This window comes from Chthonomonas calidirosea T49 (assembly GCF_000427095.1).
GTDB classification, from domain to species: Bacteria; Armatimonadota; Chthonomonadetes; order Chthonomonadales; family Chthonomonadaceae; genus Chthonomonas; species Chthonomonas calidirosea.
In genome coordinates this window covers 2,660,358-2,675,948 of the sequence record NC_021487.1, presented here as the reverse complement: position 1 = coordinate 2,675,948, position 15,591 = coordinate 2,660,358, and the positions used below count along the sequence as shown (strand labels likewise).

General features: G+C 53.7%; 9 protein-coding genes. All 9 read left to right on the top strand.

The window, feature by feature from the left end; all coding sequences use genetic code 11:
• The first annotated feature begins 75 nt into the window (after positions 1-75).
• A complete protein-coding gene (locus CCALI_RS11140) occupies positions 76-1,131 on the top strand; it encodes a hypothetical protein (RefSeq protein ID WP_016483586.1) in 1,056 nt (351 codons plus the stop codon).
• Positions 1,029-2,423: a tetratricopeptide repeat protein gene (locus CCALI_RS11135; RefSeq protein ID WP_155850542.1), complete on the top strand. Its 1,395-nt coding sequence runs from the start codon at positions 1,029-1,031 to the stop codon at positions 2,421-2,423. Before CCALI_RS11140 ends, CCALI_RS11135 begins: the two co-directional genes overlap by 103 nt.
• Positions 2,424-2,552: 129 nt before the next feature.
• Entirely contained in the window at positions 2,553-3,020 is a 468-nt protein-coding gene (locus CCALI_RS16830; protein WP_016483584.1) for a CRTAC1 family protein, read from the top strand.
• Complete coding sequence (locus CCALI_RS11125; RefSeq protein WP_016483583.1) at positions 3,017-4,042, top strand: LacI family DNA-binding transcriptional regulator; 1,026 nt, start codon at positions 3,017-3,019, stop codon at positions 4,040-4,042. Before CCALI_RS16830 ends, CCALI_RS11125 begins: the two co-directional genes overlap by 4 nt.
• Positions 4,043-4,292: 250 nt before the next feature.
• On the top strand, positions 4,293-5,972 hold the full coding sequence (locus CCALI_RS11120) for a hypothetical protein (protein WP_016483582.1): 1,680 nt from the start codon (positions 4,293-4,295) through the stop codon (positions 5,970-5,972).
• Positions 5,973-5,983: 11 nt separating this feature from the next.
• The gene (locus CCALI_RS11115) at positions 5,984-10,780 is read left to right on the top strand and encodes an alpha-2-macroglobulin family protein (protein ID WP_016483581.1); all 4,797 of its coding nucleotides are present in this window, start codon (positions 5,984-5,986) and stop codon (positions 10,778-10,780) included.
• Positions 10,780-11,580 (top strand): VanW family protein, encoded by an 801-nt coding sequence (locus CCALI_RS15365; RefSeq protein ID WP_016483580.1) that lies wholly within the window; start codon positions 10,780-10,782, stop codon positions 11,578-11,580. Before CCALI_RS11115 ends, CCALI_RS15365 begins: the two co-directional genes overlap by 1 nt.
• Positions 11,581-11,847: 267 nt before the next feature.
• Positions 11,848-14,112, top strand: a complete 2,265-nt coding sequence (locus tag CCALI_RS15360) for a S53 family peptidase (RefSeq protein ID WP_016483579.1) — start codon at positions 11,848-11,850, stop codon at positions 14,110-14,112.
• Positions 14,113-14,245: 133 nt separating this feature from the next.
• Positions 14,246-15,547, top strand: a complete 1,302-nt coding sequence (hisS, locus tag CCALI_RS11100) for a histidine--tRNA ligase (protein WP_016483578.1) — start codon at positions 14,246-14,248, stop codon at positions 15,545-15,547.
• The last annotated feature ends 44 nt before the right edge of the window (positions 15,548-15,591 follow it).

Below are 15,591 nucleotides of genomic sequence, written 5' to 3'. Positions count from 1 at the left end.
ACGGTTAAGAAATATAACCCCACATACCATCAAAACGTCTAAAAGTTAAGATTCTCCTTTGCGGGAGGGACAGAGATGCAGTTCTTTACAAGATGGTTTAAAACCGGGATATGCTACCAAGCACCTATCGTTTGCCGAAAGCCGACCCTCTTGCTCATCTTACAAACGTCGCTTATGCTCGTCTGTTTTGAAGCACCAACAGCGTTTGCAGGACACTACGTCGTTTCATATAGTGGCGGTCAGATCGTCACGACGACTGTCCGCGACAACAACCAACAGATAAAAATTACCCCAATGCAAACCGCCTTAAATTCCACACCGTCAAACGATAACGGGATCCCGCTCCCCGGCTATAAGGCGGAGATGTCGTACTTCAGCTCCAAAGCAGGATTCTCTATCTCTTCCGAGCTTGACGGGCCGTTGACAGCAACGTTTACATGGGTGCCCGATCGTCACGAACCTCCACCAGCCTACGCCATTGTGAGAAGGCGCTTTTACCTAACCGGCTTCGTCAACTGGAACACTCAACCCCTTAAACTCACTATGGACAGCGGTCTAGGCCTGCCCCTTAAAATAAAGATGCAGAGACCTAAAAACGCAATTTATGAGATAGGTGGGGCCAACTGCTTGCTGATCGCACATCCCGCATCCCATTTTTCCGTGTCGATCTCTCCAAAAGTTGTTCTACCAAGCGTGCGAACCGATCTTGAAGGAGGTGGGTTTATCCATATTGTCTTTCAGGCGTTCGTTACCCCTATACAGATGAAGCTTGAAGGGTGGCCTGAAACCCCTGAAGGTACCGAGTTCATGGTAGGAGAAGGGATTAAGGCCTCCATTACGGCCGACGATCTGACCCCTCAAAATCTGCAGTGGAAGATAGATGGAGACTGCCATCCCTTCAAGGCTTGGGACATCGATTTTGCTTCCGCATACCATTCTGTCGCCCGCTATATTCCCCTTGAACGGAAAGATCTCACCGCCAAAGAGCTTCATTTCTATCCCCCACCCCAAGCCGCCATAACCAGCTGGTGTGCACTTGCGATATTCCCCTGCCTCCCGATTCGCTTCCCAAAGGCGGGTTTCATCATCTCACGATCACCAGCTCCGACTTTGTGGTGCTCCATCCCGTAATAACAACCCCATTCTCCGCCTGGGTGCTCCACGACGCCGCCAACAATACCACCACGGTTCTTGACAATACGGGAGTACTAGGCACCTATGGCATTTTCTTGGTCTATGGTCTCGATGGCCCTGTTCCCTTCTCGCAACCAGAGAGTGGTGTTTTTCCCAGCCTTTCCATCTGCCAGATCATCCAACCCAAACGGCGATATATTTTAGCAAACCATCTGATCTCCCCCGTGCCCGGCCCCGATAAGGCGTTAGACGATCAAATTCTATTTCCCAATGGCACTCTATTACCTATGGCCATAGGCCTGCCCTACCCGTTTTTCGACGCTCCAAGTATAGCGCCTCCACCAAAGGCCTCCAATATCGCCGAGATAGAGGTTAATGATACCTTCCATGACTATCTGCTCTTTCAACCGTTGGGAGGATGCCCTATCCCCATCCAAGAGATCACCTGGCAGTGGCAGGCACACGCCGTCCGCCACAATAACCGCTGGTCGCTCTTGCCCCATAGCCGGCTCTCTTGGCGGATAAGCCCATACTATCCACAGTTGCCCCAGTGGAGCCAGCGCGTCACTCGCCAATCCCTTTACGATGTCTGTTTCCCAATAACGCGATCGGAATTCGGATCCCTGATCGGGGCCTTGAACCATCTACAGAACTTTGGGCTCGATCTTGTCCGAGTTGGTCAAGGAGCCGATGACAACGGAGATCTCGCAATCGCGCTCCAGCTCTATCAAAACGCCCTTGCACACCTTAACGCTCTGGACTTTCAGACAGAGCTGCAAAATGACATGTCTTTCCAGTTCGCGCTCGGTGGGAGCCTTCCAGACACGAAGTTGCTCTATTCCGTGCTTGCTCAGAAAGATCAGGTTGTCCAGGGGATCTCTGAGGCCTTACGCCGATTGGTAGCTGCAGAGATCTATCTCAAGATGGGGCAAATCCAGCTTGAGAGAGGCAAAGCCGCCGATGCCCTACAGTCCCTAAAAGAGAGCCAGCAACTCGAGCCTCAGAACCCCATGGTTTCGCTCTATCTCTCGCTCGCCTACTATCGCCTTGAGCACGTTCAGCAGGCTCGCGACAGTTTTGCCCAGTATGCAGAAAAGAGCGGTCGCGCTTTCACAACCATCGACTACGATACCCCACAGAAGCTTGGTGGCCTGATACTGCTCTCCCTGGCCGCTGAGGGGAACTGGGGTCTTCTAGGTCCTGCAGGAGATAGACGGCGTGCGGCGGCCTATGAAGCGGAGGCAACAGCCCTGCTACCAAACGCCTCTCTGCCGCCCTATCGTGACTAGGAGGCGAGAGGGTATTGCATCTTATGGCATAGCACAACCAATCTCGAGGAGAAGATAGAATAAAGTAAAGCGGTTTACTTATTTTCTAACGGTACTACCTACCGCCAGCCGACACAACTGTTCCATAACGTGGAGGGAACTCTATTTCGTGAGATAACGGCACAGGCCGGCCCCGATCTGCTGAAGCCCATTGTAGGACGTGGGCTGGCCATCGGCGATTACGATAACGACGGCCGACTGGACGTGCTTGTAGTAGATGCCGAAGGAGCTCCTCTGCTCCTCCACAACGAAACCCCCGCTGTAGGTAACTGGGTGCAGTGCCGTTTGCAGGGCACACGCAGCAATCGCGATGGGCTGGGGGCTCTGGTGTGGGTAAAGACGGAGGAAGGGAAGCGCTATCTACGCCTGTGCCAGACGGATGGTTCCTACATGTCGGCTTCGGACAAAAGGGTTCATTGCGGTGTGGGTACAGCGAAGGTAGTGGACATCGAGGTGTACTGGCCGAGTGGGCAGATAGATGTCCACAAACAGATACCGACCAACCGTATTGTCTCTTTGATAGAGGGTAAGATTAGAGGAGAGGGAAGGCTTTCATGAAAAAGCAACGTGTGCGCATTCAGGACGTGGCGGAAGTGGCGGGTGTGTCGCCAACAACGGTCTCTTTGGTTTTTAACGGCCGAGCTCACTCCATTCCGGAAGCCACCAAACGACATGTGCGTGAGGTAGCGCTCCGCATTGGCTATCGTCCTCATGCCGCTGCACGCGCCTTGGCGACAGGCAAAACCCAACGGATTGGGGTTATCCTCAACACGCCCGATAGCCTTGTCTATCAGTCGGCTTACCATAGCCCGATACTCTCTAGCATTCTCGCAAGCCTCCCACGATATGACTACAACATGGTGCTTCACTCGGCTCACTTCCCAGATTGGCAATCGCAAGCAGCCGATATCCAAAGTGGATTAGCCGATGGAGCTATCCTCATCGGTCGTGAGGGCGCCGACCCGCTAACCTTTGCCCTTCTCGAAAACGGCTTCCCCATCGTCTGCATCTCCTATCATGTAGACCATCCAGCCTGCTTCGCGGTAGATTGCGATAACGAAGGCGGCGTTCAAATGGCGCTAGAGCACTTTCTCTCTATCGGACGCAAACGCATCTTCTGCGCGATTCCGCAAACGGCAAGCTCTTGGACAAAAGAGCGTACGCAGAGCGCGGTTCGCTTTGCCCAGCAGCATCCGGAGATCGAACTGCTTGTTGCAGATTGGCCTTCAATGGGCGACCATACTCCCACGGCGTGGATAGATGCTCTGAAACAGCTGCCTTTCTTTCCTGATGCTTTGCTGATCGACTCGGAATATATTGGGCGTAACTTTGTCGAATCCGCCGTCGCTCAAGGGCTGCACATCCCAGAAGATATCGCCGTCATTACCATTAACTCCACCGAGATCAGCGCTACCGCTCACCCTCCTATCAGCTCGCTATGGCAGCCTCTTGATGAGATAGCAGCCACTGCTGTGGAGATGCTTGTTGCCATCATCAACGGTCAACTGCCCTCTGAACGAATTCGTCGCTTCCCTATGCGTCTCGACGTTCGTGCTAGCACCGTGGGAGGATGGGGTTAAAGAAACAACCTCAACAACCTACTTCCCACTATTTTAAAGCCCAAAAACTTCGTTGACAACCACTAATCACTCTGTTATAATAATCTCATCTACAAGTAAGTTGGCGCTACGTAAAAAGCTAGACTTACGGCAGCATATAGAAGAAACTTATCGCGGCTTTTTACGTTCCTATAAATAGTTTGTTGGATTGCAAATAGTTTGTTGGATTGCTAAGCACTGTCTTTCAGTGTGTCAGAGGAGGGTCACACCTATGGAGTTGTTTTTATTTCGTAGCGCCTTAGGGCTTTGCGGCATCGGCGTCGTTGCGTCACTGCTCCTGTCATGGCCGATTTTTAGGTGGCAAAGCCCACGTCCCCACCTGCCTCGCCGTTATCTGCTGGCCGCTGTTGGCCTTGCGATACTCGGCGAGCTCGTTAGCCTTACGATACATACTCCGCATACGCTTGCCCATGGCTTCAGCCTCGGCTACCTCTTGGGCACCATCGGAGCGTTGGGCGGGCTTTGGGCTCTGTATCAAACGGCCGTCGAAGAGCCTTCCATTCCCACCAGCGGGGCTGCTGTAGGCGCGACCGCTTCAACCATCCCCTATTTTATCGCGCTGGGCGTTATGGCGGTGCCGTCGCTTTGGATGCGCAATAGCCTGCCCGATGTGCATTTCGGGGTGGCCATAGGCTGGTTTGTATCTACTTTTCTCACTGCCCTTGGGACCGAGAAAGAGGGCGCGGTGGGACAGAGGCTCTGGCTTCAGCAGATAACCGGTTTGGGCTTTGTTTTGGCCTTGCTGCTGTTGGCCGTTGCTGGGGAGTACCGCAGCCCCTCTCGCTTTGGTGCCTCCAGCATCCCGGTCCATTGGAGCGCCATTGGCTTTGCTCTTGCCGATGCCACCCTGTGCTTGCTCTTTGTCGCCTCGCTGCCATTTGCCGGTTTGGGGAAGCTGGCCGACCGTCTTCGGTGGCTTAAAGAGCTACCAGCACAAGCCGAGGCCACACGCCTTCTGCGTGCCATGGTCGGCGCAGCCCTCCTGATGGGCGCCTGCCACCTCCTCAGCGCAAAAGAGATGGATCATCCCCCGTTCACCCTCCTAAGCGCCATCGGCAGCTTTGGAACGATTCTCGTTTGGTGGCTGCTCGAAACCGGTAAACTCCGATCGCAAAATGGGGCTTGGGCATGGGCTTGGCAGACAGGCGCGCTGAGCGCATTGCTTGTGCTCGTTGGATATATGGCCGCCTACCAACTTTTGGCGGGCTTTGGTATCGGGGTGATGCTTATGGGAAGCTGGCTCGTTATTGCCGTGCGTATCGCTTCTACCAGTGTCGCCGAATATCCCCTCCGAGCGAAAACGCTTGGACAGATGCTGCTGATAGGTCTCTTTGCCGTGCAGCTAGGCCTCTACCGCCTCTTCCTCATTCGCTATAGTGCAGACCTCTGGCACCGCGATCTGGCCGACCATTACGCCCTCTTTGGGTTTTTAGTAGGCGTTCTTGCTCCACCGCTTGTTCAAGGCTATCTGCTCTCTTGGACAGATTTCGACCGAACGAAAACCCTCCCGCTCTATCATCTATTTCTCACTGGGCTGCTGACGCTGCTCATCCCTGGCCTCGTCTTGCTGATCTACGGCTCCAAGTGCGCCGAGAGCCTGTTTTTTGGGCTGGCGCTCACATCGCTTCTGCCGCTGTTTCAACCAGATGACCAGCAGAACGGAGTCTACCCAACGCTGTACGGTCTTTTACCGACTCTCTTCTCCATCGCCACGATGCTCGCCCTGCTGCAATGGAGCCAAACGGTGCTTCCTGTGGCCAACTTCGCACGGGAAGAGAAGATACGCATCGTGCTGATAGCTGTAGGCTTTCTGATTCTGGCGACTTTTGCCGGAAAGATGGGCGGTTATGTTGATCGGCGCCGACAAGCCAAAGCGGCTACACGCTCATGAGGAGCGACCTAATGGAAACGAAACAACCCTCTTCCTTTTGGCATCTCCTGCCCATTGTGTTCGCGCTCGCCTTCATAGGGCTTGGCCTCTCCTATCGCATCTACCAAGATACGCCTATAGGAGGGGTTACCGGAACCGTCTGGCTAAATGACCTTCATAAACCGATTGCTGGGGCCGAAGTGGTACTCACACCTGCAGGCAACAACCCTTATCGCCATCAGCTGCGTACCCTCAGCAATCTACATGGCAAGTTCCTTCTCTCGCGCGTGCCCACCGGAGATTACGATGTCTCCGCCGACACGCCAGCCCATAGCATCCAGATAAGTCGCATCCATGTGGGGGAGGGATCGCTTACCCCGGTCACGCTATTTTTACAGCGCAGCCTCTCCCGTTTTGAGATAGTGCAGCGCCAAAGGGTCTTTGGCACCAAAGAGCAAGGCCGATTCGCCGTGCGTGGCTACGTAAGCGACAGAGTTCCGCTAGATAAGGACTCGTACCATGTGCAAGTTTATCGCACAAAACTGTCGCAAATCCTGCAAAATAAGCAACTTGCCTCGGCGCTAGACGCTCTTAGCGCGGCAGATACCATCTCCACGACGCACTATCTGGCTTCCCTCCTACACCCCACAACAATGCCCACCCCCAAACTCGTTTTAGAGAAAGAGGTGGCCATTGGAAAGCCCGACGTGGAAGGCTTTTTCTATAAACGCTTTGCTCTTCCACCGCTGCCTCCAGGTCTGTATCTTCTTCGCCTTCGCCATCAAGAGGATTGCGTTGCGGGTTGGCTGCAGATCACCGACATGGGCATGGTGCTTAAACAGGCCGATACACAGACGCTCGCCTATGTGGTGGATATGCCTAGTGGGGATCCGATTCCACATTGCATGGTGCGATGCTACCATGAAAACGAAGTGCGCCTGCAAACCCAAACAAACCAAAACGGTCTGGCACTCTTCACAAATCCCCAATCCCCGTTCCTCGAAAGCCAGTTTTTTGTCGCACAACGAGGCGACGATGAGGTTGTCGTAAAAGGAGCCAACTTCAACTCGAGTCGCAACAACCTGTACACCGTCAGTATCTATACAGAGAGACCTCTCTACCGACCTGGACAGACCATCTACTTTAAGGGTATCGCACGTCGCAACCAGCTAACTCCTGTGGCAACTGGCACCTCAGATGGCGGCTCGGCCTGGAGCTATCGGCTTCCTCCTCCCCATACGCCCGTGTCCGTGGTGATGAACGATCCCAAAGGCATTCAAGTGTACAGCCAAACCCTCTATACCAACAGCTTCGGCGCTTTTAACGGCAAAATGACCCTGCCAATTGAGGCAACCACCGGCACTTACACCCTTTTTATCCAGATGCCCGACGGTGTGACGGGCTATACAAAGGATATCGCTGTGGCCGCCTACCGCAAACCCGAGTTCCAGGTAACCCTCACCCCAGAGCGACCGCTTTATGTGCGAGGCGAGCCCATTCGCCTCCACGTCCATGCCTCCTACTTTTATGGAGCGCCACTGGCCAACGCCGTTGTCTCCTATCAGGTGTTTAACCAGAGTAACCTACAAAGCATGGATGAATACGACATTTTCCCAGCCTCGCCTGATGAGGGGGAGGCGCAAAGGGAAGGCTATTATGGCAGCCTAGAACAGGAAGGACAAACGACTCTTGACTCGAACGGCGACGCGGTTATCAGCGTACCAACCAAGCCCACCCACTCTTTCGCGTTTCTGCCCCAACGCGAGATCGCGGATTTTGATGTTACCGTCACCGTCAACAACCGCCAAGAGGAGCAGCGATGCCAGGTGCCTGTGGTCTCAGGCGACTACGCGCTGGATGTGCAGCCCACAGGCTATTTCTGCTTACCAGGCCAGTCCATCAGCGTTTTGACAACGGTGCATACCTGGCAACAGCAGGCCGTTCCTCAGCAGCCGGTAACCCTTGAACTTGCTTACGAAAAGTTGGGAAACTATTCGGACTACCATCGCTACCTTTGGACAACCCTACATGCTACCACCGATGCCCTGGGTCGTGCTGTCTTCACCTTTCAACCGCCGCACGCTGGCAGTCTCCAACTCGTTTTACGCACCCGTGACGCCAAAGGCCGTTCCATCGAAACCACCGATAGCATCGAGGTGTACGATGCATCTTACGAAGGGTCTACTTCCTTTACTTCCACCGATCCCACTCTCCTCACCGATAAGCGCGCCTACACTCCAGGCGAAACGGCACAGCTTTTACTCGTCTGCCCTATTGTGCCGAGCAAGGTGCTTATCACCTTAGAAGGGAATCGCATCTATCGCACCTTTACCGTGGCTATGTCTCAACATAGCCTGGTGGTGCCCATTCCCATTCTCAAGGAGTACGGGCCTAACGTCTTTATCTCCGCTTGCTATCTTGGCGCTAAAGCTTCGGGCAACAACAGCATCTCCGTACGTATTCCCGTTCCAGATAAACGCCTTTTTGTTACCCTAACACCCGATCACCCCTCCTACGGCGACCATCTCCCGCTCTATCTGCCCGGTAGCCGTGTAACCTATCACATTCACGTCTCCGACGCTCATGGAAGACCGGTAAAAAGCGATCTGTCCTTTGCCGTTGTGGATGAGGCCATCTTTAAGCTTCAGGAGGAATCGCCCGATATCGTTTATCGAGCCTTCTATCCCTATCGCCAGAACTCGGTGACCACCTCTTTCTCTAACGACACCGTCACGTTAGGCAGCGAGCAGAAAGCAGCGAGCACCATTCAGATACGCCGTAAGTTCGCCGATACCGCTCTTTGGGCACCCGACGTGCTAACCGACTCCAGGGGCAATGCCACTGTTTCCTTCGCCGTGCCAGATAACCTCACCACATGGCGGGCAACCGCCATCGCCCAAACCATGAGCACCCAGTTCGGCTGGCAGATAAGCAAAATCCAAGTCTCGAAGCCGTTTCTGTTGCAAATGGAACTTCCTCGTCTTCTTACCCAAGGCGACCAGGCCACCGTAACGACCAGCGTACGCAACGACACAGGCCTACCCCAAAACGTCATCGTACGTCTACAGGCAGAAGGCCTCCAAATTCAAGGAGCTGTCCAACAGCAGCTGCATATAGAGAACGCCCAACAGGCCACACTCTCCTGGCAGGTTACAGCCCCCTTGTTCGGCTCGGCAAAGCTTACGGCCACTGCTTGGACACTGCCCACCTCCACCGGTGGCCCGTCGTTTAACGATGGCGTTGAACTGCCCCTCACCGTTCGTCCCTTCGGCCGCACCCAGCTCGCATCCTATTCCGGTGAGGTCGGTGCCGGTAACCCGCAGGTTGAGGTGTTTCGCCTCAACCCTCAAACAGTGCTCTCGGCCACTCAGGTGAAGGTACACCTCATTCCCTCGTTGGCCTCCGCCTTGAGCGACAGCGTGGACGCAATCAGTGCCTATCCCTACAGCTGTGTGGAGCAGACGGCAAGTGGCCTTATTGCCAACTTGGTGGCCTCCAAAACGCTGCCGCGGCTTGGTTTGAGCGCTTCGCCCGCTATGAACTCCGCCATTCAGGAAAACGTTGCGCGCCTCTACCGCCTACAACACGATGATGGTGCTTGGGGCTGGTGGCAGTATGACAACGACGACCCCTGGATGACCGCCTATGCGCTCGAATCGCTTCTACTCGCCATGAAGTACGGCTATCCTGTGGCTCAGCAGGTCATAGATAGCGGTGCTAAGGCGGCTATTGCTATGTTGCCCAAAACCCCTCTCGATGTCCAGCCCTTCGTCCTCTACGTGCTTCTGCAATGCGGCAATCGAGAACTTGTCGCTAAAGCACGCTCTCACTTCATCCTTCCCGGCCTCTCCTCAGAAAACCTAGCCTATACCGTGCTAATAGATAAAGCGCTTGGTCGTAGCCTAAACGATTCGCTCAACGCGCTTCTTCGTCGCGCAAGAATAGAAGGAGCTCTGATGCACTGGGAGGGGCAGACGGTGCCTGGCTTCTTCTACGCCGATTCAACCTACACAACACTCTTAGCCTTACAGGCGCTTCTCACAGCCAACCCCCAAAACCCCTTGATCGAGTCGGGCCTTCGATGGTTTCTGCTGCGACATGCCGATTCTTACTGGATGAACACGCGCGACATGGCCCTCGCCATCCGTTTTCTTGGCAGCTATCTGCTGCAGAAAAGGATGCACAGCCCAACCGGCACCCTTGCCATCTCGGTGAACGGCCGCCTTGTTGCCCATGTTCCCATAAGTGCTCAGATGCCTTTGCGCGATGTGACCGTGCCTCCTGGGCTCTTGCAACTTAACAAGAACACGGTAGAGCTAAAGCTACTTGAAGGCAGCAGCCCGATCTTTTACACCCTTGAGGTACGCAGCGTTGAGACCACTCCAAACGATCTGCCGCTGCCCCCGCTTAAGCTACCCGGCTTTCAATTGACACGCAACTATTATCGCCTCTCCGACAAAGGCGAGCTGATCCCGACCAACGATCGCTTTGCCCCCAACGAGTCGATTCTGGTGCGCCTTAGCTTTGTGGTGCCAAAGGACATGAGCTACGTGCTCATGGAAGACCCCTTACCGGCCGGTTTAGAGGTTACAGAGCGCGGCACGGCCGATGTGGAAGGCGACTGGGACTACTGGTTCTCTAGCATGGATATCCGTGATGACAGGCTCACCTTCTTTATTCGTTCCCTATCGAAGGGGAAGCATGTCATCGATTATCACCTGCGAGCCCAGACGGCTGGCCGTTTCACCGCCTTGCCCACTCGGCTCCAAGCAATGTACGACCCAGATACAAACGTTGAAACCGGCTCAGAACGTGTGGAGGTACGATAATGCGGTGGACAGAGGCCCTCGGGCTTGGCCTGTTTGCGTTGGCAAGCGGTTACGGCTTTTTGCAGATCGCCGCCACATCCCCACCTAGGGAGGTCCGTATTGCAGGATATGTCAGCAGCCTGCGCGGCAGAAGCCCCTCACAGCGTCGAAACGCCCGCCTCGCCGCATGGGCCGTTAACGGTGCGGTGGTGCCACCAGGAGGCCTTTTCTCTTTTGATAAACGCGTCGGCTCTTGGTCGGCAGACCATGGCTACGTGCAGGCACCAGTGAGTTACGATGGGGAGCTCGTCAACGCGGTTGGGGGAGGGGTGTGTCAAACATCCAGCACACTCTACAATGCAGCCCTCCTTGCCGGCATGCAGATTGTGGAACGGCACCCGCATCACTTCTGTCCGGAATACGTGCCGCCGGGGAGAGATGCCGCCGTGGCACAAACGATCATTGATCTGCGCTTCAAAAACCCCTATCCATGGCCCGTTCGTATCGAGTGCCGAGCTACCCAGGACACACTAGAGGCAAGCTTTTGGGCCCCAAAGCAACCGACTCTCCAAGCGCACGTGGAAACCCAGATCCTCTCTACCACACAACCACAGCGTAAAACGATGATACTATCTAATAACAGCCGAGGGCATGGTCTGCATGCGCGACTCCTTTCCATCGGAGTGCCCGGCTACCGAGTCATTACCTATCGTACTTTCACCCGCCCCGATGGCACTATCGTCCGTAGAGAGCGCATTAGCGATAGCACCTATGCGGCTGCCGACCGCATTATCGGCATCTATCAGACCTCATTAAGATAACCTACTTGGCGCGGCCAGCCGGCGAGGCTCTCTTTAAAACTTATGAAACGTAGCAAGTTTCGAACACGTCTACCAAACTAAAAAAACTGCTTGCGCCAAAAGCGCACGTTTGATATAATAGGCACGAGAGATTTCGTGTTTCTTGCACCAAAAAAGACCAGACATAGATTAGAAGGGACTAAACTAGAACAGAAGTACTAGGAGTACCGCATCCTATTAGGCGAGTAAAGGAGAGCTTTAGGAAAGATAAAGAAAGGAGATTTATCTATGAGGGGTTTACTAACGGAGTTGCTGCACCGTCTCGCGCTGCTCAGCAGCGCTGGTGCATTGATACTGTCGGTCCAAGGCGCTATCGGTCAAAAACCTTTATACCGCTTGGAGGGGCATCTGCCTGCCGTTGTCGCACGCTCAATTCCTGGGCAACCTTTACCACCAACCCAACCTCTGCAACTGATGCTGGTGCTCCAAATGCCGAACCAGAAGAAACTTGATAACTATGTTAAGCGCATTTATACGCCTACCGACCCGCTTTATCATCATTACCTAACCCCACAACAGTTTGGGGATATGTTTGGCCTTTCCCAGGCCGACTACAACAGGGTGATTCAATGGGCGAAATCGCAAGGTTTTCAGGTAACGCAAACCTATAAGAACCGTCTCTTACTCGGCGTTACCACATCGGCAATGAAAGCTCAAAACGCTTTCCATGTGAAGCTGCGCCAATATACCGGTCCAGACGGCAGCAAGTTTTATGCGCCTGATCAGAACCCTGTAGCCCCACCTGTACCTATTGTGGGGATCGTAGGGCTAGATAATGCAGGAAAATTAAAACCGCTTCTCCAATTTCCAGGAGGTTACGGGCAACCACCATTCATTGGAAGTCCATATCCACCCACCCAAGGTGGGCCTTCGGTCCCTATCAATAGCCCTCCCATCTACACCGGTCCAAGGCCATTAAACGTTGGCACGGGACCTGCTGGCGGACTTGCGCCAAGCGATATACAAACCGCCTACAACATTACGTCGAGTGTGCTGCGTGGAGATAAACAAATACTAGGGCTTGTGGAGCTCGATGGTTATGTGGCATCAGATATAACTCAATATGTCAGCCAATTTGGTCTCAACGCGCCAAGGCTTCAAAATGTGTTGCTTGACGGCTTTAAAGGGACACCTGTTTCCCTTGGCGGACAAATTGAAGTGACATTAGATATAGATATGATGATCGCCTTATCTGACAACGCATCAGAAATTCTCGTCTACGAATCTCCAGATAGTCTCTTTGATCTTCTACTCAATTTTGCAACCATAGCAAACGACGATATTGCCACCTCGATATCCTGCTCATGGGGCCTTCCAGAAGATCAAACACCCCTTTCCTACCTTATCGCAGAAAACTACACGTTCGTTCAAATGGCGACGCAGGGACAGTCCTTCTTCGATGCAGCCGGCGATAATGGAGCTTATGATGATGGCTTTACTCTGAGCGTAGATAATCCCGCGGATCAGCCGTTCGTAACGGGTGTGGGCGGAACAACACTTACTACCAATGGACCCGGCGGAGCCTATGCCTCAGAAACAGTTTGGAATAATGATGTCATTGACGGCGGCGGTGGTGGAGGAGGGGGTATCAGTATTTACTGGGCTCTCCCAGGCTATCAATATGGACTGATCTCTCCTGCTTCACTAGGGTCGCTATCTCTACGGAATGTCCCAGATGTAGCCCTAGATGCCGATCCAAATACGGGCTATGACATATATGTCAATAACAACTTCGGCTGGTTTACGGTTGGTGGCACCAGCGCAGCTGCTCCGCTTTGGGCTGCCTTTACAGCAGATATAAATGCAGGCCTCACCGCCATTCATCAAAACCCGATCGGGTTTATCAACCCTGTTTTATATAATATCGCTAGAAACAGCACGAAGTATGCCAATGACTTCCACGATATCACAACGGGAGATAATGGATTCTATCCGGCGGTTCCCGGTTACGACGATGCTACTGGCTTAGGAAGCTTTAACGGTGCCAATCTCTATGCCGAACTCGTCCAGCCGCCGCCTCCCGCAAACCTCATCGGAAATCCGGGTTTTGAAAATGGTTTCGATCCAAGTCCATGGATTGTAACCCCGGGCGTCATTTCGGACAGCCTGATCGAACCTCCTCACGCAGGCTATTGGGATGCTTGGCTTTGCGGTTATCCGCTGCCGCATACCGATATCCTAGAGCAATTTGTGAGCATACCTAGCGCTGTCTCCAATATAACCCTTTCCTTCTACCTCCATATCGACACGGCGAATACGGCCACTACGGCTGAGGATACTCTTCAAGTGGAGATATTAGATCCCAATGGCAACTTGCTTGACCTCGTTCACACCTTCTCAAACCTTGACGCCAATACGGGCTATGTAAAGGAGACCTTCTCTCTACCCACTACATTAGCAGGTCAAGTCATTATCCTCCGACTTGTGGGTACGCAGATCACTTTTGCTCCCACAAGCTTCGTCGTGGACGATTTTAATTTGACAGCGAATTAGATCTTCTCGACCGCTTGCTCAACACCCTCTTCTTCAGCGTGAAGCGGAGGGTGTTTTTTTGCCTCATTTGACGTTTCTCTCGGCTAGAATGTACAATGCACAGAGAACTTTTTCATGGCAAAAGGAGGCCCTATTGCGTTATTCCGCTCCCCCCTACATGTACGATGTGTTGCCCTATCCGCCATCGAAAGAGCCATGGCTCTACTCGGCAAAATGGCGCTATGTGGAACGAACTTTTCAAAACCTCTGTCGGTACTACGGCTATCGTGAGATTCGTACGCCGATCCTGGAGCAGACAGAGCTCTTTACGCGTAGCATCGGTGAAACCACCGACATCGTCAGCAAAGAGATGTTCACCTTCACCGATCGGGGTGGGCGAAGCCTTACTCTGAAACCAGAGGGGACAGCGCCCGTAGTTCGGGCTTGTATCGAGCATGGCCTTTTTGCCCAATACCCTCTTCTCAAGCTCTACTACACCAGCCAAAATTTCCGCTACGAGCGAGGCCAAAAAGGGCGTTACCGACAACATGAGCAGCTCGGCGTGGAGGTGTTCGGCTCCTCAGACCCGGCTATAGATGCAGAGGTCATCACCCTTGCCATGGATTTCTATCGCGCATTGGGCATCACGGAACTCGCCCTGCATATCCATACCGTTGGCACGCCTGAGGCACGTGCCCGCTATCTCGAAGCCCTGCGCAACTATGTTCGTCCTTACCTTAGCCAAATGAGCCAAGATGCCCAAAAGCGCTTCGAGCTGAACCCGCTGCGGATGCTCGATACCAAAGACCCGAAAGAAAAAGAGATTTTAGCCGAAGCTCCTAAACTGCTTGACTATCTCGATGCGCAAAGCCGCGATCAATTCGAGCGATTGCAAGAATATCTTCACGCCCTTGAGACGCCTTTTGTAGTGGACCCTATGCTCGTTCGTGGTTTTGACTACTACACCGGCACCGTGTTTGAGGTGAAGGGCAAAGGGTTGGGAGCACAAGACGCGCTTTGCGGAGGAGGACGCTATGATCGCCTTGTGGAGGAGTGTGGCGGCCCTCCAACCCCCGGCATCGGGTTTGGACTGGGAGTCGAGCGCTGCCTGCTCACTCTGGAAGCTCTCTCCATTGTCTTACCTGTAGAGGATGAAAACCCGCAGGTGTTCCTCATTTTGTTAGGGGATAGCCTGCGTCTGCGCCCTATCGCTGTTCGCCTACTCCACGATCTTCGCAGGGCTGGCATATGCGCCGATATGGACTACCAAGGAAGAAATTTCAAGAAACAGCTAAAACGTGCAGACGATCTGGGTGCCCCCTATACCCTGCTTCTCGGTGAGGACGAGCTAGCTCGTGGCGTGGTAGCCCTCCGTAATCAAACGACCCGTGAACAGCAGGAGCTGCCTCTAGAGAGCATTGTTAGCTCTATAAAAGAACGGCTTGCGCAAGGCTGATCGTCACGATGCAAACCCCGGCACCCAATAGCGGGGCTTCGCTG

Coding starts and splice junctions, on each gene's coding strand:
- CCALI_RS15360 (WP_016483579.1), top strand. CDS start 11,848: ATGAGGGGTTTACTAACGGAGTTGCTGCACCGTCTCGCGCTGCTCAGC.
- CCALI_RS11120 (WP_016483582.1), top strand. CDS start 4,293: ATGGAGTTGTTTTTATTTCGTAGCGCCTTAGGGCTTTGCGGCATCGGC.
- CCALI_RS11125 (WP_016483583.1), top strand. CDS start 3,017: ATGAAAAAGCAACGTGTGCGCATTCAGGACGTGGCGGAAGTGGCGGGT.
- CCALI_RS15365 (WP_016483580.1), top strand. CDS start 10,780: ATGCGGTGGACAGAGGCCCTCGGGCTTGGCCTGTTTGCGTTGGCAAGC.
- CCALI_RS11140 (WP_016483586.1), top strand. CDS start 76: ATGCAGTTCTTTACAAGATGGTTTAAAACCGGGATATGCTACCAAGCA.
- CCALI_RS11115 (WP_016483581.1), top strand. CDS start 5,984: ATGGAAACGAAACAACCCTCTTCCTTTTGGCATCTCCTGCCCATTGTG.